We start from the raw sequence: 23,516 nt of genomic DNA, 5'->3' as shown, positions 1-23,516 counted from the left end.
TTTTTTAAGAAGAAAGAAGCAAGAGAAAAGAATATAAATTTATTCTCTTTCTTGCTTCTTGTTGGTACAAAGCTATTATTTTTTGCCACAGATTAAAATGATTTTTATAATCTATGCGTTCTTTTGCCACGAATTTCACGAATTAGCTCGAATTTAATTAGTGAAAATTAATGTAATTCGTAGCGAATATTTTTAAAGCTAAAGCCTTAGAATCTTAGCAACTTAGTAATGCCATCTCACAAAAGCTTCCATAGCAGCATAAGTTGCCAAACCTAATTGTTGGTATAATGCTGCTGTTTCTGCATTTCGGTCTTCAGCTCTTTGCCAAAACTCTCTTGCATCAGTTCCCTGAAAAACTACACCATCTTTTTGAGACTGGTGTTTAAAGATTCCGTGACGTTTTGCCAAAACCTGATCCGGGCTCATTGGTACCGCCATTTCGACTTCGTCAATTCCCCATTCCTGCCATGCTCCTCTATATAACCATAACCAGCAATCATCCATGAATGATTTTGGTTTTAAAGCTTTTACAGCTTCAAAAATAGCATCCAGACATACTTTATGTGTTCCGTGTGGATCTGCTAAGTCTCCAGCCGCGTATATTTGGTGTGGTTTGATTTTTTCAATTAAATCCATCGTTAATTGAATATCTTCTTTTCCAAGTGGTTTTTTCTCGATTGTTCCTGTTTCATAAAATGGCAATTCCATAAAATGAATTTGATCGTCTGTTAATCCAACAAAATGACTTGTTGCTCTCGCTTCTCCTTTTCTAATCAATCCTTTTATATAACGTACTTCCGGAATATCAATTTCGCTGTTCTTTTTATTGGTTAAGAAAGTCGCCGCTTTTTGGTAAATATCATCTGCCTGAGCACTTTTGATTCCGAATTTTTCGTTGTAATCAATCACGAATCTTGCAAAACGTAATGCTTCATCATCCGCTACAGCGATATTTCCTGAAGTTTGATACGCTACATGAACCTCATGTCCCTGCTCCTGCAAACGCATAAAAGTTCCTCCCATACTAATAATATCATCATCAGGGTGTGGACTAAAAATCAATACACGTTTTTTAGCCGGTTCAGCTCTTTCCGGACGATTAGAATCATCGGCATTTGGCTTTCCTCCTGGCCAGCCCGTGATTGTATTTTGAAGCTTATTAAAGATTTTAATATTGATATCGTAAGCCGGGCCAGAATCTGCCAATAAATCGCTCATTCCGTTTTCGATATAATCAGCATCAGTTAACATTAAAATTGGTTTTTTAAGCTGAAGTGCCAATCCTAAAACTGCTTTACGGGTTAATTTATCTGTCCAGATTACTTTTTCTACCAACCAAGGTTTGTTGATTCTGGTTAGCTTTGAAGAAGCTTCCTTATCTAAAATAAAAACGGCGTTGTTGTGTTCCTGCAAAAATGAAGCTGGTACTCGATTCGTCACTTCATCTTCTACCGATTTTTTTACAATGTTTGATTTCCCTTCTCCCCAAGCCATCAAAATAACTTGTTTAGCCTCCATGATTTTTTTCACTCCAAGCGTTATTGCCGTTCTTGGTGTATTACTTAATCCGAAGAAATCTTTGCTTGCCGCAACTCTTGTAATATGATCTAAAGCTACTAAACGTGTTTTAGAGTTTTGAAGCGAACCCGATTCGTTAAAACCGATATGCCCGTTTCCTCCAATTCCTAAAATCTGCAAATCGATTCCACCTAAAGCTTCGATTTTAGCTTCATAATCATGACAATAATCTGCAATTTGTTCTTTTGTTAAAAGTCCGTCGGGAACGTGGGCGTTTTCAGGTAAAATATCGACATGATCAAACAGTAATTCTTTCATAAAACGAACATAACTGTTGATTGAGTTCGGTTCCATCGGATAATATTCATCCAAATTAAAACTGATTACGTTCTTAAAACTCAATCCTTCTTCTTTATGCAAACGAACTAATTCTGCATACAATCCTTTTGGAGAAGAACCAGTTGCAAGACCTAAAATACAAGGTTGATTCTCTTTTTGCTTGGATTGAATTAAAGCCGCAATTTCCTGAGCCACTGCTTTTGAAGCATCAGAAGAATTTTCAAAAACAACCGTGTTGATGTTTTCGAATCGTTTTTCGAATCCTGTTGCTTTGTCGATTTTACTTTTTAACATGATATAGTTTTTATTTAATTTCTCTAGTTTATTCTACCATTTTCGGTATTTATGACCTTTAACTGCATAGAAAAGGATCATTATATACGATGGCAATAGCATTAAATACGCAAGCTGATTTCCGCTTCTTGAAACATCCTGAGTTCCGGCTGCAATATTTGATGTATTTATAGTTTCTGTAATTAATCCATATAATAAAGGAAAAATAGCTCCTCCAATAATTCCCATAATCAAAATGGCACTTCCAATTTTAGTGTATCCTCCCAAATCTTCAAGAGCCATTGGCCAAATTGCCGGCCAGCAAAGTGCATTTGCCAAACCAAGTAATGCTACTAAAAGAATTACAATTGGCAGATTTGGAACTCCAGGCAATTGAATCGTTAATTTAGGTGAAATAATAACAATTGCTAAAACCAAAATGATTCCTAAAATCCCTGAACCTTTTAAAGCCGTAACCTGCGATAGATATTTCGGAATCAACGTTATTCCTAAAATATATCCCACAACCATTGCTGACATAGTAAAAGAAGTCAACTTTAGATAAAAATTTCCTTCCTCTCCATAGACTCCCAATTGTTTTCCGAAGCCTCCAATTGAATCTCCAGCCAAAACTTCGGCAGCCAAATACAACATTAAAGTGATCACTCCCAAAACCAATTGAGGGCGTCTGAATGCATTTTTAATTTGTTTGAAAATACTTAAATTTGAAATATTACCTTCCTCGTCCAAATCAATTTCAGGAAGCGGAGAAAGCTTAACTAACAAAGCTAACACCGTAATTATCAATCCCATATAAAGATAAGGTCTTTGTAATTGTAATGCAAGAGAATTTAAAGCATTTGCTTTTGAAACGGAATCCAGCATCGCAATTTTATCGGCTGTAAACTCCTGCATATTAGACAAAACCAATGCTGTCAAAATAAGTGGCGCCACAAAACCAGCGAGTTTATTGGCGATTCCTAAAACACTTATTCTGGCTGCTGCACTTTCTCTTGGACCAATAACTACTACATAAGGATTCGCAGCCGTTTGTAAAATTGCCAAACCAGTTCCCATAACAAAAAGTGCTATTAAGAACAGTAAAAACGTACGGCTTCCAGCAGCAGGATAAAACATAAATGCGCCGAATGCAATGATCAATAATCCTAAAGAGATACCGTTTTTGTATCCCACTTTTTCAATCACCCATGATGACGGAACTGCCATTACAAAATAGGCAATATAAAAGGCAAAAGTTACAAAGTAAGCCTGTGAAGAAGAAAGCTCGCAAGCTAACTCAAAAAATGGAATTAAAGGACCGTTTAACCAGGTTACAAATCCGAGAATAAAAAACAATGCGGTCAGAATAACCATCGGAAGAATTGCACTCCTTTTTTCTACTTGTATGATACTTTCAATGTTTGACATAATACTTTTTGGTTGATTGTTAATAGATTATACTTTTATCCATCTAAAATAGCACCAACACTTTTGCGACAATTTTGCAAATTAAACACACTTTATTGCGTTTTTTTTGCAAAGTAAAGCAAAAATTAGGTAACATACACTACCCGTAACTACTTTAAATATCAATTTTGTGTTAATATTTGTTAAACATTCCAGTCTAAAACCGGATAATGCTTTTTTAGATATTCTTTTACATCGGCAATATCTTCTTTAGCCGTTAAATCTGGAACGTGCTCAGAAAAAGGAATACCTAAAGTTGTATTCGGATTTGCTTTAACCGAATTCAAAAGCACTGTCGGCAATTCTTTTTCATCCCTTTCCGGATTTACAGGACAATTTTTAAGATGCGTATACAAAGTGACTCCATTGAATTTGAAAGCATTCATACTCACTCTTATTTTTCCATCAACATCTTTATAATGCTCCAAATCGTCTGCTGTAGGCTTCTCTAAAATGTCCAATAATTGATTATTCTGATCTAATTTGGCAATAGCAAAACGCGAAATTCTTTCAGAAGGAAATTCTAAAGCATCACGATCATAACTGATAAAAGCATTTGGACTTTCTGTTTCTCTTAACGCCAATAAAGCTTTCGCCGAATACAAATTATCACTATTGCAAACTGAATATTCCTGAGTATTTAATTCCGGAAATTGTTCTACTGCCTGAAACAAAGCATCAGCAGTACCAAAAGGTTTTACTCTGCCTTCAGGAATATATTGAACAGCAAATGAAATATTTAAGCCATGAAAATTGTTGTTTTCATTCTGGTTTCCATAAAACTCTTTAAACAACTCACCTTGTTCTCCTATAATAATATAGATGTTTCTGTAACCCGCTTTTTTAGCATTCAATAAAAGATAATCCAGCAAGGGTCTCCCACTTGCTCCTACCCCAATCAAACCCTTACTTCTTTCATTAGCCTGTGCAATTTCTTCTGGAGATAAATTATCTAAAACGGCTTCTTTTTTCATACGGGAAGATGCTCCGCCCGCAAGAATAACTAAATTGTTGTGCATATTTATTTTTTAAATTTCAATATTTTCAATAATTCTCACACCCGGATCAACGGTAACACCATATGCTTCCTGTGCTCCGGCTTTCAAAATCGCCTCAATTACAGTCGCTTCTTTTGCAGGATCCGCAATTACGACAATGCTTCCGCCGCCGCCAGAACCTACAATTTTAGCTCCATAGGCACCAGCTCGTAAGGCCGCATTTATCATATCATCAATTCGCGGAACTGTAATTTTTAATAAATCACGCAAAACTTCATGATGCTGATTCATTAATTCCCCAATTTTTTTAAGATCTAAAACTGGTTTTTCAAATTCTTTTAAAGCTTCTTTGGTATAATGATAATTCTTTAACGCTGCTTCAAAAAACGGAATTAACCGGTCTGGCAAACAATTTCTGTAACGATCAATATCTCCAATTTCAGAAGTATTCAAATCAAAGGCCGGAAAATGCTGCTTTACCATATCAATTGCCATTAAAGCATTTCCTTTCAATTCACCAATCAGTCCAATCGTTTCTTTAGGAACGCCTGAAACTCCAGTAATTAAGCCTTTCAAATTAGTCCCAATAATTTTATACGAAAAAGGATCTTTTGTATTAATATACACAATATTCCCTACTCCAATACTAAAATGATCCATCATTCCGCCTGGCTCCCCATGTTCCAAAACCTCTGAAGCATATCCAATTTTAGCAATAAACTCTGGTGTTACTTCGTCATCAACTCCAAAGGCCGTAATTAAAAATTGAATCCATCCCATTAATAAAGCTGACGAACTCGATGTTCCTGAATTAATTGGAATATCTCCTGTAACAGTAATATCGTACCCTACCGTTGGTATACAGCCATGCCTGCGCAAAACACGAAGCGATGAGGCAAAATAATCCCTGGATTCCAGTTTTTCAAAAGTTGCATCGATATCAATAACACGTTTTTCATTGATATCGATCATATTAAGAACAAACGTTTTAGTTTTATTTTCTTCGGCAACTAGTTTTATATTTCTATTTATAGCACAGGCTATCACGGGTAATCCTAAATAATCCTGATGATCTCCAAAGAGACATGTTCGACCCGGGGCTAATGAAGTAATTTTTATCACTTGAAAAATTTATATTATAACATTGTAATTCAGATATTTACAATGAAAATTGGTTATGAATTTATTTTACGATTTCGGTTTTGATTCTACGAAACTATATATTATATTTCTATAAAACAAGAAAAAAATAAAAAATGTGCTCGAACACACCAAAATAATGTTCTCGAGCACACTAATTCATTTTTCTAAAAAATTATACAATATTTAAAACAAAGTTTCTATATTTGCTTATATGGATAAAAAGTACACAATTAAGGATATAGCAAAAATGGCAGGAGTTTCTAAAGGAACTGTTGATCGTGTTTTGCATAATAGAGGAAAGGTTTCTCCTACTGCACTCGAAAAGATAAATGAAGTTTTAAACGTCATTAATTACGAGCCTAACTTAATTGCCCGAAATTTAAAAAACACGAAAGTCTATCGCATTTGTGTTTTAATGCCCGATCCGGAAATAGATCCTTATTGGTTTCCATGCGTTAATGGAATTCAGGATGCCATAACGGAATTTAAAGCTTACAGCGTAATTATCGAAACCTATTTTTTCAATCCTGAAAGTACTAAATCATTTTTAAGTACTAACGAAAAAATAATCGAAAAGTCACCCGACGCTGTTTTGATTGCTCCTTTATTTCATAAAGAAACTATTGAAATTATTAAGCAGTACGACGAATTAGAAATTATAGTTAATACTTTTAATAACCAGGTTGAATCATCGTCAATTAAAAGTTTTGTCGGACAGGATTTATACAAAAGCGGTCGTGTTGCTGCCAGTTTAATGAACCTGATTTTAGATCAAGGGCAGATTGCCATTATCCATATTGATGAAAGTCTAAAAAATGCGGTACACATGCAGGAAAAAGAAAAAGGCTTCAGGAATTATTTTGAAGAAAAAAACTTATCTGATTTTTCTTTAACAACATTAAAATTAAAATATTCAAATATTGACACTAAGCTACCTGCCTTTCTGGAAGAACACCCGGATTTAAGGGGAATTTTCATTACGACTTCAAAGGCATATCAAATTGCCTCCTTTTTATCTTCTTTAAAAGATAGAAAAATTGCACTTATAGGTTATGACTTAATTGAGAAAAATGTAAACTTTCTAAATCAGGGATTAGTTCATTTTTTAATTCACCAAAATCAAAAGAGACAGGCTTATTTAGGAGTCAGCACTTTAGTAGATCATTTTTTATTCCGAAAAGAAATTCCGGAAACTATTTTGCTTCCCATTGACATTATTAATGTAGAGAATGCTTCCTTTTATGTATCATAATAAAATTGCCACAAAGACACAAAGGCGCTAAGTTTGTATTTCTTTGTGACTTCGCGACTTTGTGTCTTTGTGGCCAATTATAACTATTCCATCAAAATAAATTTACCGAAAGAAGAAGCAATATGAAAATTGGGTTCCGGCGTATTTGGATTTACCCATGAAATCCAGGTTGGCTGATAATTCTGATTTTCATCTTTAGAAAATTTTGCTCTAAAAACTCCTGTCTCAATACAATTGCCCTGAATTAAACTTAAAACTTTTAAAGAAGCCAAACTAATTCTTCCTTCAACAGTAAAAGAATTTTCCTGTTCTGAAGCTTCTATTTTTAAATGCTCTTTAGGCCAATTCCAATTAAAATCAAAATCCTTATTTGGTTTCGCTTCAAAATCCATTATTCGGGCTCCTGTATCCATTTCAAGACAATAATAGGGATTTAGAGAATCATTAGCTCTAAAAAATAATTCCACACGATCTGAGTTTCCAATACTATCTACACTATCGTCCTTTTGGTCTATGTAAATATCCGTATCAAACACGCGAAAATTAAAATATAAATTTTCCGAATCATAAAGAGCACGAAACTCAATATTTGAAATTGGATCATTTTTCCACGGAGAAGAAAAATCAGTTAAACAATTTGCTTTTTCCCATAAAGAAGGATCTAAAATTTCTGCCTTACTTTTTTGATATTTATCTATTAAAACAACTTGATATTCTTTCACAGTACAGGGTTTTAAATTTTGTTAATTTTTATTTTCTTCAAAAATGTAAATAACAGAAACAGGAGGTTATTTTAAGTCATTTTTGGAGGCACCAATTTAGCCTAAAAATTGGAAGTAAAAACGGTTCAGCAAATTTTAAATAAAACTTCGATAAAAGCAATTTTTCTGTTAAATAAAACAATAAGAAAATACTGTTTAATTACTATCTATTTAATGTTGTGATTACGAAATTCATAAGATTTTACAAAAACATCATTTATTATTCATCTAAACAACAAATTCGCATTAAATAAGCCCAAATAAAGAAGTCCATTTATTTCCAAAGATATTTATAAAAATCACATCTTTTTAAGTCAAAAAAAACGTTTCGAACAATTTTATGTGCTCGAGAACATAAATTTAGTGTGTTCGAGCACATTTTTTGTGTTTTTTCTTGTTTTATAAAAATATAATCTATAGTTTCGTCAGACAATAATCTTAAAACGAAGTTAAATCGTTAAAATTTAAAACAATTTAAGCACTTCAAAAAAGAGGAAAAACGAATAAAATAACGCGTTTTGAGATCGAAAAACGAACTGAATATTTCAAAAAGAAAATAGTCAAATAGAAAAGCAAAAGTGAATTCCTGAATCAAAAAAAGAAGTCCAAAACTTACAATCAAGAAAAAACAATTAAACATTAACCAAAACCAATTTTAAGTATGAAATTATTAACCCAAAAAAAGCCAAGAGATTTTCGGATTAACAATTTATCCAGAAAAGAAATTAAACTAACCCTTCTTTCGTTGTTAGCTTTTACATTTCAGGCTTCGGCTGCTTCGACAATATCTACATCGCACAAAAACAATACGGTCTTGTTTTTTGAAAAAACGGTAAAAGGGACAATAACCGATCAAAACGGCCTTCCTTTACCTGGTGCGAACGTAATAGTAAAAGGCACTAAAACAGGTGTTCAAACCGATGTTGACGGAAGTTTCGCAATTACTGTTCCAGATAATGCAACCAAACTTATTGTTACTTATATTGGTATGGAAGACCAGGAAGTAACAATAACAGGTACGACACTAAAAATTGTCATGAAAGAAGCAGGACAAAAATTAGAAGAAGTTGTTATTGGATATGGGAAAGCGAAGAAAAAAGACCTTACCGGTTCTGTTGCTTCCGTTGGAAAAGAAAACTTAAATTTAGGTGGTACTGTTTCAAATGTTGGTCAGGCATTACAAGGAAGAGCATCTGGGGTTCAAGTACAGCAGAACAGTTATGCTCCTGGAACTACTCCTACCGTAATTATTAGAGGTGGAAACTCCATTAATAATTCTAATGGACCATTATATGTTGTAGATGGTTTTATTACAAGTTCAGGAAGTTCAATCAGTCCAAATGATATTGAAAACATTCAGATCTTAAAAGACGCTTCCTCTACTGCTATTTATGGTTCAAGAGGTGCGAATGGGGTAATTATCATTACAACTAAAAAAGGAAAACTTGGAAAAATGCAGGTCGAAGCTGAAATCTCTGATGGTTATCAAAATATAATCAAAAAACCTTCATTATTGACTGGTCAGCAATATGTAGATATTCAAAATGCTATTCAAAAAGAAAATGGATTTTCTCCACTTTTTCCAGCTGATCTTCCGGTTGCTAATACGAATTGGTTTGATGCAGCGACCCGTACTAGTGAAGTACTAAACAGATCTATTACTTTTAGTGGCAGCGATAAAACATCTAAATTTTTTCTTTCCGGAAATTATATTAAACAAACGGGGGCTATTGAAAATACCGATTTTAAAAGATATTCTGTTAGAATGGGTGGTGAAAAAAGATTCAATGATAAATTAAACATGGGAACTAATGTTTACGGTGCTGCAAGCGAAGGAAATAATAGTGACTTTGGAGACAATATTCTTTCTCCAATGTTTTCAATTCAGACTGCATTCCCTAACCTTCCTATTTATAATGCTGATGGATCTTACCACAAATATCAAGGTAAAGATAATGCCTTGGCTCTTTTATTAGAACCTACAGACCACATTATCAACAGAATGGTTAATGGTAATATGTTTTTAGATTATGAAATAATCAAAGGCCTAACCTATCATTTTGGTGCAGGTGCTGAATGGCAGGAAAATATCGAAGGAAAATACACACCACGAACATTAACAGCTGGAGCAGCTTTAAGAGGAACTGGCTCTGAAGAAAACAAAACTTATTTCAGATGGAGTACAGAGCAGTACTTAACTTATAAATTCAATTTAAAAGAACAACATTCTTTCTCTGCAATGGTTGGAACATCAAACCAAAAAGATACATATGAAAGAATGAAAGCGGCTGGTTCTGGTTTTTCAAATGATTTATTAACTTATTACAATTTGGAATCTGCTGAAGTTTTTTTGCGTCCGGAAACGCAGAAACTTGAAACTAAATTGAAATCCTATTTTGGAAGACTAAATTATGCCTTTGATGATAAATACTTACTATCATTTACACTAAGACGAGACGGTTCATCTCGCTTTGGACCAAATAATAGATATGGAACGTTCCCATCTGGTGCTGTTGCATGGAAAATTTCGAACGAACCTTTTATGCAAAAATCAAATACTTTTTCTGAACTTAAATTAAGAGTAAGTTATGGTGTTACAGGAAATGATGGTATTGGAGATTATGCCTATATGAATACATTAAAATCTTGGGCAGCAACAATTGCTCCAGATAGTTATGTAGGTGCTACAGAACCAGCAAATTTACCAAATCCTAACTTAAAATGGGAAGAAACTGCCCAGACTAATATCGGTTTAGATATTGGATTCTTTGACAGCAAGTTAACAGCAACAATCGATTTATATAAAAAGAGAACTACAGATGCACTTATCAGAGTGCCCGTAGGAGACTGGTGGGGCTTTAGCACTCAAACACTTAACTCTGGAGTTATTGACAATCAAGGTATTGAATTAGGCATTAACAGTACAAATTTTAGCAATGATAAATTTATGTGGACAACTTCCTTAAATCTTGCTTACAATAAACAAGAAGTTGTTTCACTTGCTGATAATGTTAAAATTATTAGCACAAATACAGCAAACCCAAGCGGTACTGTTTCAGGACGAGAATTCACACGTTTAGAACCAGGAAAAGAAATGGGCGTATTATACGGATTTAAATATGCAGGTGTAATAAAAACTGGAGAAATTTATGCCGCGCAACCTTTATCTAAAGCTGGAGATCCAAAATATGAAGATTTAGATGGTGATGGGAAAATTACAGCAAATGACAGAACTTATTTAGGTAATTCTACACCACATTATATTGCAGGTTTTAGTAATGATATTAAATACGGAAATTTTGATATGAATATCTTTTTCCAAGGTGCTTTTGATTATTCAGTTTACAACATGACAAGAATGGTTGGGGAATCTACTACAAGCACAGATGCATTAAACCGTTGGGTTGCAGGAAAAAATGAAAATACAGATATTCCAAGAGATGGATATTACAAAAGCACGTATGGTAGTTATGTAAATTCAAAATTTGTTGAAGAAGCATCTTATGTTCGTTTAAAAAATGTTTCTATCGGATATTCTATTCCAGAAAGCGCATTTAAACAAGCCAAATTCATAGACAATATCAGATTGTACGTTATTGGACAGAATCTATTAACCCTGACTAATTATTCTGGAAACGATCCAGAAATAAATGGGCATACAGGAAGTTCTACAGCTCAAAACATAGGCGGAGGAATTGATTTCAATTCATTCCCAGCTTCACGAACATTTATCTTAGGTATTAAAGTAGCAATTCACTAGCCTGCGAGCTTTTAGTAACATTAAATCCATTAAAATGAAAAAATATACACTATTATTAATATTATGTGCTGCCGGATTACAATTTTCCTGTAATCAGGATCTCGAACCTACCGTATATAGTAGTTTGACTAATACCAATGGGTACCAAACAAAATCAGATGCTATTGCGGCGGTTAACTCTGTTTATGGTAGATTAAAAGGTCCTTCTGTAGGTGATAACTATTCTTATTGGGCAACAAGACACTTCGCATTAACTGACATTGCAACAGATTTAGGTCATTGCCAATTTGGTGGAGATCCAGGACAATTGTCTTTAGGAACATGGAATTCAAGTAACGGATTACTTAAAGAAGATTGGAATTCCATGTATAAATTGATTGCCAACGCAAACAATGCTATTTTTAATATCTCCAAAATGTCTGGAATTTCTGATGTTGAAAAAACTCAATTTATTGCAGAAATTAAATTTTTGAGAGCTTCTTCGTACATGGACTTAACAGATGCGTGGGGCCCAGTAATCTTAGTTACAGAAGAAAATATTGCCAATCCTAATTATTTAGAGCAAACTCCTCCCAAATCTGTAGAAGATATAGATGCCTATTTAATCAAAGAACTTAACGAAGCTGCTGCTGTATTGCCTTTAAATTACAAAGACAATGTTATTTATGGCTCTAATGACGAAGCTCGTGCAACAAAAGGTGCTGCTCTTACATTGTTAGCAAAATTATATCTTCGCAGTCATGATTGGCAAAAAGTAGTAACTCTTACTCAAGAAGTTATGAATCTAAACCAATATGCTTTATATCCTTCATACTTAGGCCTATTTAAAGAAAGTAACAAATGGTGTGTTGAAAACATCTTTTCAGTCCTAAGTGATGCTAATACAAACGGGACAGAATTGTTAAATCACTTTGGACCATCAGATCACCCGGTTGTTCAAAACAGATGGCAGTATTATACTGTAAACTGGGATTTCTATAATACGTTTGGTGATGAAGATGATAGAAAAAAATGCTTTTTCCCAGAATTTATGGGGACAGACGGTCTTTTACACAAACAAGCTCCATCTATAGGAGCTGAACCACCAACTGGTGAATTCTACATGCAAGACGTTGCTACAAGAAAGTATGCTGATGACGAAACTACTACTTATTATGATGGTCATAGTGTCAACATTTTAAGATATGCAGACGTATTATTATCAAGAGCTGAAGCATTAAATGAAATTAGTGGCCCAACTCAGGAAGCAATTGATCTTATAAATAAGGTTAAAGGAAGATCACACGCAAAACTATTAGTTTTAGCAGATCACACTCAGAGTTCTTTAAGAGATGCTATTTTACAGGAAAGAGGATGGGAACTTTTCTATGAAGGAAAACGTCGTGCCGATTTAATCAGAATGAACAAATATGATGTTCTTGTAAATGCATATCATCTTAGAGTGGGAGAAGCAGCTTTAGTAAGAATGCCACAAAATAAGTATTATACTTATCCACAAAGTCAGGTAGATCTTAACCCACAGTTAAGTAACGCCGATAGACAATAATAAGAAGGTTAATCAAGAATAGACAGTTAAAATGGTCTGTCTATTCTTGATTTTTATAAAAGAAATACTTTGCTGTTTCATTAAAGAATCTATAAGATGATCAAAAAAATAATAGTAAAAGGGAGTTTTATTTTGGCATTACTTGCATTGGCAAGTTGTTCTAAAAATCAGGTAGGTATCACAAATATCAATATTGGGACACATAGCAACAACGAATTGAAGATTCAAATCGATGTTACTACGAGTGACAATGCTCAGGTATATGCTGAATATTGGTCTGAAAAAAAAGGAATTAAAAGCAAAATAAGTTCTCCAATTTCAAAAACAGGTCTCTCCCACTCTTTAGTGCTTTGTAATATTACCCCTGAAACCAATTACAATTTTCAATTGGTTACCGTTCAGGGACAGCAAAAAGACAGTAGTAAAGTATATAATTTTAAGTCCAGAAGTTTACCGGAATGGCTACAAAAGCAATTCAAAGCAAATTGCCCAAAACCGGAACTTTTGCCAGCAAATTTTAAAAAAGGGTTCATGCTTTTGGCTAAAAGAGAAACTCCGGGAACAGCCTATATTGTAGATTACAAAGGAAACATAAGATGGTATCATACGCTTGAAAATACAGGTTTTAAAGTAGTGCATTTTACAAAAGACCAAACCATTCTTTCGATACTAGGTACAAATGATGAACCAACAAGTTACGGAAGCGAAATTCTGGAAATCAATTTGCAAGGTGACACGTTAATGCACATCAAAAAAGGGCAAGGCGATTTAAAACAGGTTATTCACCATGAAATTATCAAAAAATCGGAAAATGAGATCGTTACGATAACCGTTGATCAAAAGATAATGGATTTAACTTCCATTGGAGGAAAAAAGAATGACACTATAAACGGAGACGGAATTTTGATCATGGATAAAAAAGGAAAACAACTTTGGAAATGGAGTGTTTTTGATGATTTGGATCCATTGAAAGATAAAAAAATATTGAAAACAAAAAAAGACTGGACACATGCCAACAGTCTTAATTATGATACAGATGGAAACTTTTTAATCTCCTTCTACAACAACGGTCAAATTTGGAAAGTAGATTCAAAAACCGGAAAAGTAATCTGGAAATTAGGAAAAGATGGCAACATGAAAATGGCTGCTGATACTAATTTCTCTCAGGGACATGCCGCACACATCAACCAGGATGGAAGTTTAATGTTTTTTGATAATGGAGTGGATAAAAAACAATCTTCTGTTTTTGCTTTGAAGGTTGATGAAAAAAGCAAAACGGTAAAACTGGATTTCCATATCAATTTGCCAAGAGACATTTACAATGATAGAATGGGAAGTGCTTATATGATTGACAAAGAAACCATTTTAGTTTGCTGTTCAAAAAGACACATTACTGTTTTAACGAATAAGAAAGGAGTCTTGCTTTGGGCTTTAGAATCTGAAATTCCTCCTTACCGTACAGAGTTTATTCCCGAAGAAAATATGAAACCTTTTCTTCTGAATTAAATAATTGATTAAAAATTTTAGACATGAAAAAAATAATTCTTATTGGTATCTTTTCGGCATTGCCAATTGTTGTTTTCAATTCCTGCAATACTTCAAATTCTCAAACTTTGGCAGAAAAAACAGCTGAAGATGAGGCATACATTACTATTGACACTTCCAAAATTCCGGATGATCAATTTGGAGAATCCGTTCGTTATGGAAGAGAATTAATGCTAAAAACGGCCTATTATATAGGACCAAATGGCGTTAAAGGAAAATATTTAGGCAATAAAATGAATTGCACCAATTGTCACCAGGACGCAGGTACAAAACCTTACGCTTTCAATTTAATGTCTTCTCATGACAATTATCCACAATACCGCGGACGTGAAAATAAAGTACTTACACTGGCCGAACGTGTAAACAATTGTATTATGCGTCCACATTCTGGAAAACCGCTTCCACTTGACAGTGACGAAATGGTTGCCTTTTTATCTTATTTTAAATTTATAAGCAAATTTGTTCCTAAAGACGGCGATTTTAAAGGAGCTAAAAACTTAGAAATTGAATTCCCGGATGTAGCTGCAAGCCCTGAAAGAGGAAAAGCGCTGTTTGTTGAAAATTGTGCCCGCTGTCACGGAAATAATGGCGAAGGCGTTTACAACGCTGATAAATCTGGATATACTTATCCGCCGCTTTGGGGCGATTATGGATACCAGCCAGGTTCAAGCATGCATCGCGTTATCAAACAGGCACAATGGCTAAAAAGCAATATGCCTTATGATAAAGTGACGATTGGAAAACCTTATTTAACAGATCAGCAGGCATTGGATATTGCTGCCTTTGTTAATGATGACGCTATCCATCCAAGGCCAAATCCAAAAACATTTGATTATCCAAATAAAATGGGCAAACCTATTGATTACTCACATAGTCCTTTTCAGGACAATTTTACCGAAGAACAACACAAATACGGGCCTTACAAACCCATTATTGCTTACTGGAAAAAAAATGGATGGAAAGCAGTTTACTAAATTATTAATTACGCATACCCTTTTAACCTGAACATCAAAAAAATGAAACTAAACCTAAAAAACAGACCTCCTTTAAGTAAAGTATTGATTATGTGCCTTTGCATTTTCAGTATCCCATTGGCTGCACAACAAATAAAATATTCAGATGGAAATGACAGCTGGAATCCTAATTTACTAGGAAATCACCGCGTTGTTGTTGAATTTACCGGAAAAGATAATGTTGCCAAAACCACTATTGAATGGCGCAGAAGAGATGAAAACCCAGAACTTAAAAGAATTATTGTTCAGGATGCGAATGGAAAGGAAATTCTAAACACAAAAACAGAAAACATCAATAGAGAAAATGGTACAATTTTCTTTGAGCCAGTTTCAGGAAAAGGAAAGTATTACGTTTATTACATGCCATATATTGATGAAGGAGATGCGAATTATCCGAAAGGAGTTTATGCAAAACCAGAAAGCAAATCTGATACAGCATGGTTGTCTAAAATCAAAACGAATTTAAAAGACAATTGCACGGTTACAGAAATTCAAAGTGTAAATCCTTTCAACAGTTTTTATCCAATGGAAGTAATCGCAACTGCAGCAGAAACCAAAGACATCATTGCTAAAAACAGTGGTAATTCCTTTTTAGTTTTTCCGGAAGACAGATTGTATTCTATCCGAATGAAAACCGATTTACCTCAAAGATGGATTCAAAAAGGGGTTCAAAACAGTTTTGCTGATACCGCTATGAAAGGTGAATATTTAGCTTTTCAATTAGGTGTTTATGCCTTAGAAAATTTAAGCAATGTAAAAGTCCAATTTTCAGATTTAAAAAATGAAAGTGGTGCTGTAATTGCAGCAAAAAACATCAACTGTATTAATACAGACGGTACTCGTTATGACGCCTCTAATTTTGCTGCAACTGTTTCTGTTTCTAAAGGAAAAGTTCAGGCAATGTGGTGCGGTGTTGATGTACCGGAAACTGCTGCTGCAGGAACATACACAGGAAAAGCTACCGTTATTGCTGACGGAAAATCAAAAGAAATCACACTTCAGATAAAAGTAACAAATGAAGTTACTAAAAATGGAGGAATCGACAGTCCTGAAAAAATGACGCGTCTGAAATGGTTAAACTCAACTTTAGCACAGGAAAATACGGTTATTGCGCCTTACACTCCATTAGAAATAAAAGGTTCTGAAATTTCATTATTAGGAAGAAAATTAATTTTAGGAGCTGATGGTTTTCCTGCACAAATTCAAACTTTCTTCACACCTGAAATGACTGTTATCGGAACAAAAGCGAATGATATTTTGAGCGCTCCAATTGCTTTTCATTTTGTAGATGGTGCTGGTAAAGAATCATTACAATGGAAAAATACAGGGGTTAAATTCCTTAAAAAAGAAGCGGGAACTGTAGCATGGGAAAGTGTTTCGACTTCGAAATCGCTTCAAATGGATGTAAATGCTTCTATTGAATTTGATGGTTTTGTACATTATACTGTTAAAATTACGGCCCTTGAAGATGCTTCTTTTAATGATATCAATATTCATTTACCAATGCAGTCTTCATCAGCAAAATATATGATGGGATTAGGTCAAAAAGGTGGAAATCGTCCTGAAACTTTTGACTGGAAATGGGATGTTGCTCATAAAAGCCAGGATGGTGCCTGGATCGGAAATGTAAATTCAGGTTTGCAATTTTCTTTGAGAGATGAAAAATACAGTCGTCCGCTAAACACTAATTTCTATTTACAAAAACCATTATTATTGCCAACTTCATGGGGTAATGATAACAAAGGTGGAATCACAATAGCACCAAACCAAAAATCAGTTTTGGTAAATGCTTACAGTGGAGCGCGTACCGTTAAAAAAGGAGATGTATTATATTATAACTTCAATTTATTAATCACACCTTTCCACGCACTAAACACAGACTTTCAATGGAATACTAAATTCTATCACAAATACAGTCCAATCGATACCATTGCTAAAACTGGTGCTACGGTAATTAATATTCACCACGCCAATGCAATTAATCCATATATCAATTATCCTTTTATTGAATTTAAAAAAATGAAAAGTTATATTGATGAAGCGCACGAAAAAGGATTAAAAGTAAAAATTTACAATACTGTTAGAGAAGTTTCAAACAAAGCTTATGAGACATTTGCTCTAAGAAGTTTAGGCCACGAAATCTACTCTCCAGGAAAAGGCGGTGGATTCTCATGGTTGCAGGAACATGTTGGCGACGATTATATCGCGGCTTGGTTTGTTCCTGAAATTAAGGATGCTGCAATTGTAAACAGTGGTATGAACCGTTGGCACAATTACTATGTTGAAGGAATGAATTGGTTAACGCAAAACGTTGGTATTGACGGAATTTATCTTGATGATGTTGCTTTTGACAGAATCACAATGAAGCGTGTCAAAAGAGTTTTAACTAAAGACGGACATCCTGGAATTATCGATTTGCATAGTGCCAATCAATACAATAAAAGCGACGGATTTAATAATAGTGCCAATTTATATATGGAGCACTTCCCGTACATCAATAAACTTTGGTTTGGAGAATATTTCGATTACGAAAAAAATCAACCTGACTTTTTCTTAACGGAAGTTAGCGGAATTCCTTTCGGATTAATGGGCGAAATGTTGCAAGATGGAGGAAATCCATGGAGAGGAATGGTTTACGGTATGACAAACAGAATGCCTTGGAGCCACAATGCTGACCCAAGACCAGTTTGGAAATTATGGGATACTTTCGGAATTAAAGGTTCTGAAATGATTGGATATTGGAGCGAAAACTGTCCGGTAAAAACAAATAACGACAAAATATTGGCAACTGTTTACAAAAAGAACGGTTCAACTTTAATTTCAATTGCAAGCTGGGCTGATACTGATGTAAAAGTAAAATTAAGCATCGACTGGAAAAAACTAGGACTTGATCCTTCAAAAGCTACAATAACAGCTCCAGAAGTTTCGAATTTCCAACCTGCTCAAACCTTTACTGCTAAAGATGAATTACCAGTAAGCAAAGGAAAAGGATGGTTGTTGATTGTAAAGTAATTGATTAAAAAATAGTTTTAAGCCACAGATTTCAAAGATTAACACAGATTAATAGATTCTCAGATAAATTTGAAAAAATCTTTTTAATCTGTGAAATCTGTGGCAAAAAAATAACCATACTAAATAGCTTTCCATATGACACTTAAACCTTTCTTATCGATTTTACTGTTTGGAAGCCTGTTTGTCACTGCACAAAATAAACCAACCTATAAGGAATATAAAAAAGTCTTTACAACCTATCCTTTCTCAGATCCGGATCCAATTCCAAAACCAGATACAAAAGTGTATCCTTATTTCCGTTTTGATGGTTTTACAGATAAACCGGTTCAAAAAGAATGGAAAGTAATTGAGATAGAAAACGATTATATTAAACTGATGATTCTTCCTGAAATTGGAGGAAAAGTATGGTCAGCAATTGAAAAGTCAACCGGAAAAGATTTTGTTTACAACAATCATGTTATCAAATTTAGAGATATCGCCATGCGCGGTCCATGGACAAGCGGCGGTGTTGAAGGGAATTACGGAATTATAGGCCATACTCCTAATTGCGCAACTCCTGTTGATTACAAAATTATAACACGAGAAGACGGAAGTATAAGTTGTGTTGTTGGTGTCTTAGATTTACTGACACGTACTTCATGGAAATTAGACATCAATTTACCAAAAGACAAAGCCTATTTTACGACGAATTCCTTTTGGTTTAACTCAACTGAATTTGAACAGCCTTATTATACCTGGATGAATACAGGAATTAAGGCATCACATAGTTTACAATTTATCTATCCGGGACAAAGTTATATTGGCCATAATGGTGAACACAATGCGTGGCCAATTGACAAAGAAAACGGCAAAGATTTATCCTTTTACAAAAACAATGATTTTGGTGGTTATAAATCGTACCATGTTTTTGGTAAATACAATGATTTCTTTGGAGGATATTATCATGATGAAGATTTCGGAATGGGAAGATATGGCAATCACGATGACAAACCCGGCAAGAAAATATGGATTTGGGGATTATCCCAACAAGGTATGATCTGGGAAAAATTATTGACTGACACTGATGGACAATATGTTGAAGTACAAAGCGGAAGATTGTTTAATCAGGCAAGCGACAATAGTAATTTGACGCCTTTCAAGCAACGTTCTTTTGCTCCTTATCAAACAGATACATGGACAGAATATTGGTTTCCGGTAAAACAGACTAAAGGTTTTGTAAAAGCAAATAATTATGGCGCTGTTAATGTTAAAAATGAAAATGGCTGGTTAAAAATTTACCTTTCTCCTCTTCAAAAACTAAATGAAAAATTAGAAGTTTTTGATAATGGCAAAAAAGTCTATTCAAAAGATATTGCTTTAAATACGTTGCAATTATTCAGAGATTCAATTCAGGTTGCGGTTGATCCAAACAAATTAAAACTGGTTTTAGGTGATAATAAACTGGTTTGGAATTCAACTCCCGAAGATGGAAATTTAGCTCGACCATTAGAAGTTCCGAAAGATTTTGATAATAATTCGGTTTACGGTTTATATCTACAAGGAAAGAATTATATCAGTTTTAAAGATTATATAAAAGCAGAAGAGTTCTTAACGGCTTGTTTGAAAAAAGATCCAAACTACGCTCCTGCCCTTTCTGATTTAGCCGGTTTACAAATCAGAAAATTAGAATATAAAGAAGCAATCGCAACTGCGAGTAAAGCATTAGCAATCGACACCTATAATCCCGCTGCGAACTATTACTATGGAATTGCAAATCTTCATTTAGGTAATACAACAGATGCAAAAGATGGTTTCGATATTGCTGCTGCAAGCGTTGAATATCGCAGCCCTGCTTATACCGCTTTGAGTAAAATTTATTTTGCAGAAAATGATCAGACGAAAGCAATTGAATATGCTGAGAAGAGCTTGTTAAACAATCAGAATAATCTGGAAGGTTTACAATTGTTAGCAGTAATGTATCGTCTTCAAAACAAATCTGAAAAAGCACATTCGATCTTAGATAAAATTAATGAAGTCGATCCTTTAAATCATTTTGTTGGCTTTGAAAAATTCCTTTGGAACAATTCAAATGCTTCAAAATCAGATTTCACTTCGTTAATTCAAAATGAAATGCCAGAACAGACTTATCTTGAATTAGGTATTTGGTATCAGCATCTGGGCCGCACGGACGAAGCTGTACAAGTTTTTACGGTGGCGGCTCCAAGTGCTGAAATAATATATTGGAAAGCCTTTTTAGAAAAGAAAGCGGTTGATTTGAGCAAAATTCAACCTGGAATTAGTTTCCCTTTCCGTGGCGAAACTGCCGAAATTCTGGAAAGTTTAATTAAAACAAATGAGCAATGGCAATTGAAATATCATTTGGCTTTGATCGAATGGAATCGCAACAACATTTCAAAAGCAAAAGAATTGTTTTTACAATGTGGTACAAAACCAAATGATCCTGCTTTTTATGCTTCTAAAGCTTCGTTGTTCAAAGATGATTCTCACTTGGTTGTAACGAGTCTTCAACAGGCAATCAAATTAGACCCACAAAGTTGGAGATATCCAAAGTTATTGGCAGAACATTATATCATTCAAAAACAAAATGATAAAGCATTAGCAACGATAGAACCATTTTACAAACGCCATACTGAAAATTATGTAGTTGGGATGTTATATGGAAAAACGCTTTTACTGAATAAAAAATACGCTGAAGCAGATGCCTTTTTAACGAAACTGAAAATCCTTCCTTTTGAAGGTGCAACAAGTGGAAGACAATTGTATCACGAAGCTAAATTGATGCAGGCTTTGGCACAAATGAAAAATAAGCAGTATAAAAAGGCGCTTCAATTTATTGGCGAAGCAAAATTATGGCCTGAAAATTTAGGTGTTGGAAAACCATATCAGGAAGATATTGATGAAAGACTGGAAAACTGGTTAGATTATCAATGTTATACTAGCCTTGGTGATACTGAAACGGCAAACAAATCATTACAAAAAATCGTGGCTTTCAATCCAAAAATCGACAATACGGTTATGAATTTCTTACCGGCAAATCAATTGGTTTCGGCTTGGGCTATCGAAAAAACTGCTTCTTCAAAACAAGCGGAAGAATGGCTAAGAAAGCAGGCAGAATTGTATCCAACAAATAAAATTGTTCAATGGAGTTTAGAAATGTACACAAAAAAACAATCAAACATTTTAAGCGAAGATGAAAAAGATGGCGAAGTCAGAATCATTGAAAAATTATAAAAAACAACAGAGTATATAAGCAATTACCAACTGAATTAACTACCATTAATAAAAACCAACACGAATGAAACACCTAGTTTTACTTTGCCTTTTATTTTTCCTTTCTAATAGTTATGCTCAAAGTTCGACAGACTCAATTTCCATAAAAGAAGATTTAGCTTTTTTTAAAGATAATTTAGCTACGAAACTAAAAAAGAACATAAATTCTCAACAATTAGATAAGATTAAAAATAAAGAAATTCGTAATGCAGCCATACAAATGCTTAAGGGCGACTATGATTTCAATTATAGATTAGCTACTTACAAAGCTTATTTATCACCAGCAACCTTAGGGAAAAAATTATCCATTGGCGATGGGTACAGTAAATATGAAAACATTACAGGTATTTATTTACCTCTGGGTAAACACGTAATTCTGGTAGACAATATTGCAAAAAATAAAACTGTCGATTTAGTTATACCAAATTGGAACAGACAGCCACCTACAGGAATTGCTCCTGATCAGGATCCAAATTGGGGAATTGAAAAAAAATCATATCCTTTGAAAAATGGTATAAACATTATAGATGTTAAAGACTTCGATGGTCTTGCTTATATTAATTATTATTCTGAAGAACCTAAAAAGGAAAACGCAATTAAAATTCATTTTATTGATGCCCAAATAAATGGATTTTTTGATTCAGGAAAACAAAAAAATGAAGATTGGAATAAACTTTTAGACAACACTATTTATCCTATGATAGATGCCAGAGGAAAGTATATTCAAACCATTTATCCTAAAGCTGATTTAAAAAAATATGCTTTTAACAAGGGAGTGGAATTACTAAATTGTTATGACACTTTGATCTATCGCCAGCATCGACTTATGGGATTAATAAAATACAATCGTGTACCAAACAACAGGATATTGGCTCGTGTAAACTACAATTACTATATGTTTAGAGACGAAGATGGAATAGCTTATATGGGCGGTAAATCAGGTTATGCATTAGGAATGGTACTTGATCCCGCAAAAGTTATAGCGGGTGATCCGGCATGGGGATTTAGCCACGAAACCGGACATGTGCATCAACTGCACCCCTATTTTAACTGGGGAGGGCTTTGTGAAGTAAGTAATAATGTTTTCACAATGTATGTTCTCAAATCATTAGGAGTTAAATCTCGCCTTATAGAAGGGAACTACTATGATGCTGCAAGAAAAAAAGTTATCGAGAAAAAAGAAAGCTATTTAAAAGTGGGTGGAAGTTTTGAACCGCTTGTTCCTTTTTGGCAACTGCAATTATACTTCGAAAAAGCAGGTAAAAATCCTGATTTCTACCCTGATCTTTTTGAAGCATTTAGAAAACAAGCTCACAATGCTGATAAACTAAAAGTAAAAGCCGATGAAAATCCGGCTGTTTACCAACTCAATTTTATAAAAACGGCATGTGAAGTTAGTAAAGTTGATTTAACCGATTTTTTTGATTCCTATGGATTCTTTTATGTGGGCGATTTCGATGGCGATTGTTATGGAGCCTATCACTACAAAATGACCGAAAAAATGGCAATGGATTGTAAAAATGAAATAAAATCGAAAAATTATCCTAAACCAGTTTTAGATATCACAACCCTCACTGATTAATTTTTAAATCAAAAATTGATAATTTAAAGTATACCCA

Annotated in this window: 13 protein-coding genes; 8 read left to right on the top strand and 5 right to left on the bottom strand. The window is 34.1% G+C overall.

Features of this window, described 5'->3' with window-relative positions:
* Window positions 1-222: 222 nt before the first annotated feature.
* The 4 genes from nagB to AC3ITQ_RS12485 form a co-directional block, all read right to left on the bottom strand.
* The gene (gene nagB / locus AC3ITQ_RS12500; protein WP_489234559.1) at window positions 223-2,151 is read right to left on the bottom strand and encodes a glucosamine-6-phosphate deaminase; all 1,929 of its coding nucleotides are present in this window, start codon (window positions 2,149-2,151) and stop codon (window positions 223-225) included.
* Between the two features lie 33 nt (window positions 2,152-2,184).
* A complete protein-coding gene (locus AC3ITQ_RS12495; RefSeq protein WP_489234558.1) occupies window positions 2,185-3,558 on the bottom strand; it encodes a sugar MFS transporter in 1,374 nt (457 codons plus the stop codon).
* A gap of 182 nt (window positions 3,559-3,740) precedes the next feature.
* Entirely contained in the window at window positions 3,741-4,616 is an 876-nt protein-coding gene (locus AC3ITQ_RS12490) for a sugar phosphate nucleotidyltransferase (RefSeq protein WP_489234557.1), read from the bottom strand.
* 9 nt (window positions 4,617-4,625) lie between these two features.
* Window positions 4,626-5,717, bottom strand: a complete 1,092-nt coding sequence (locus AC3ITQ_RS12485; RefSeq protein WP_489234556.1) for a GHMP family kinase ATP-binding protein — start codon at window positions 5,715-5,717, stop codon at window positions 4,626-4,628.
* Window positions 5,718-5,949: 232 nt separating this feature from the next.
* Here AC3ITQ_RS12485 and AC3ITQ_RS12480 point away from each other — a divergent pair, with 232 nt between their 5' ends.
* The gene (locus AC3ITQ_RS12480; protein ID WP_489234555.1) at window positions 5,950-6,990 is read left to right on the top strand and encodes a LacI family DNA-binding transcriptional regulator; all 1,041 of its coding nucleotides are present in this window, start codon (window positions 5,950-5,952) and stop codon (window positions 6,988-6,990) included.
* A gap of 83 nt (window positions 6,991-7,073) precedes the next feature.
* Here the strand turns inward: AC3ITQ_RS12480 and AC3ITQ_RS12475 are convergent, their stop codons facing one another.
* On the bottom strand, window positions 7,074-7,712 hold the full coding sequence (locus AC3ITQ_RS12475) for a sugar-binding protein (protein WP_489234554.1): 639 nt from the start codon (window positions 7,710-7,712) through the stop codon (window positions 7,074-7,076).
* Window positions 7,713-8,412: 700 nt separating this feature from the next.
* Here AC3ITQ_RS12475 and AC3ITQ_RS12470 point away from each other — a divergent pair.
* The 7 genes from AC3ITQ_RS12470 to AC3ITQ_RS12440 all read left to right on the top strand — a co-directional run bounded on the left by AC3ITQ_RS12470 (window position 8,413) and on the right by AC3ITQ_RS12440 (window position 23,479).
* On the top strand, window positions 8,413-11,511 hold the full coding sequence (locus AC3ITQ_RS12470; protein WP_489234553.1) for a SusC/RagA family TonB-linked outer membrane protein: 3,099 nt from the start codon (window positions 8,413-8,415) through the stop codon (window positions 11,509-11,511).
* 34 nt (window positions 11,512-11,545) lie between these two features.
* On the top strand, window positions 11,546-13,057 hold the full coding sequence (locus AC3ITQ_RS12465; RefSeq protein WP_489234552.1) for a RagB/SusD family nutrient uptake outer membrane protein: 1,512 nt from the start codon (window positions 11,546-11,548) through the stop codon (window positions 13,055-13,057).
* Between the two features lie 96 nt (window positions 13,058-13,153).
* The gene (locus AC3ITQ_RS12460) at window positions 13,154-14,563 is read left to right on the top strand and encodes an aryl-sulfate sulfotransferase (protein WP_489234551.1); all 1,410 of its coding nucleotides are present in this window, start codon (window positions 13,154-13,156) and stop codon (window positions 14,561-14,563) included.
* A 23-nt stretch (window positions 14,564-14,586) separates the two neighbouring features.
* Window positions 14,587-15,576: a c-type cytochrome gene (locus tag AC3ITQ_RS12455; RefSeq protein WP_489234550.1), complete on the top strand. Its 990-nt coding sequence runs from the start codon at window positions 14,587-14,589 to the stop codon at window positions 15,574-15,576.
* 42 nt (window positions 15,577-15,618) lie between these two features.
* Window positions 15,619-18,627, top strand: coding sequence for a glycoside hydrolase domain-containing protein (locus AC3ITQ_RS12450; protein ID WP_489234549.1), 3,009 nt, complete (start codon window positions 15,619-15,621; stop codon window positions 18,625-18,627).
* Between the two features lie 135 nt (window positions 18,628-18,762).
* The gene (locus AC3ITQ_RS12445; protein WP_489234548.1) at window positions 18,763-21,858 is read left to right on the top strand and encodes a DUF5107 domain-containing protein; all 3,096 of its coding nucleotides are present in this window, start codon (window positions 18,763-18,765) and stop codon (window positions 21,856-21,858) included.
* Window positions 21,859-21,922: 64 nt separating this feature from the next.
* Window positions 21,923-23,479: a M60 family metallopeptidase gene (locus AC3ITQ_RS12440; RefSeq protein WP_489234547.1), complete on the top strand. Its 1,557-nt coding sequence runs from the start codon at window positions 21,923-21,925 to the stop codon at window positions 23,477-23,479.
* The last annotated feature ends 37 nt before the right edge of the window (window positions 23,480-23,516 follow it).

This window comes from Flavobacterium sp. KH_001 (assembly GCF_057840745.1).
This window is presented reverse-complemented; position numbering and strand designations above follow the sequence as displayed.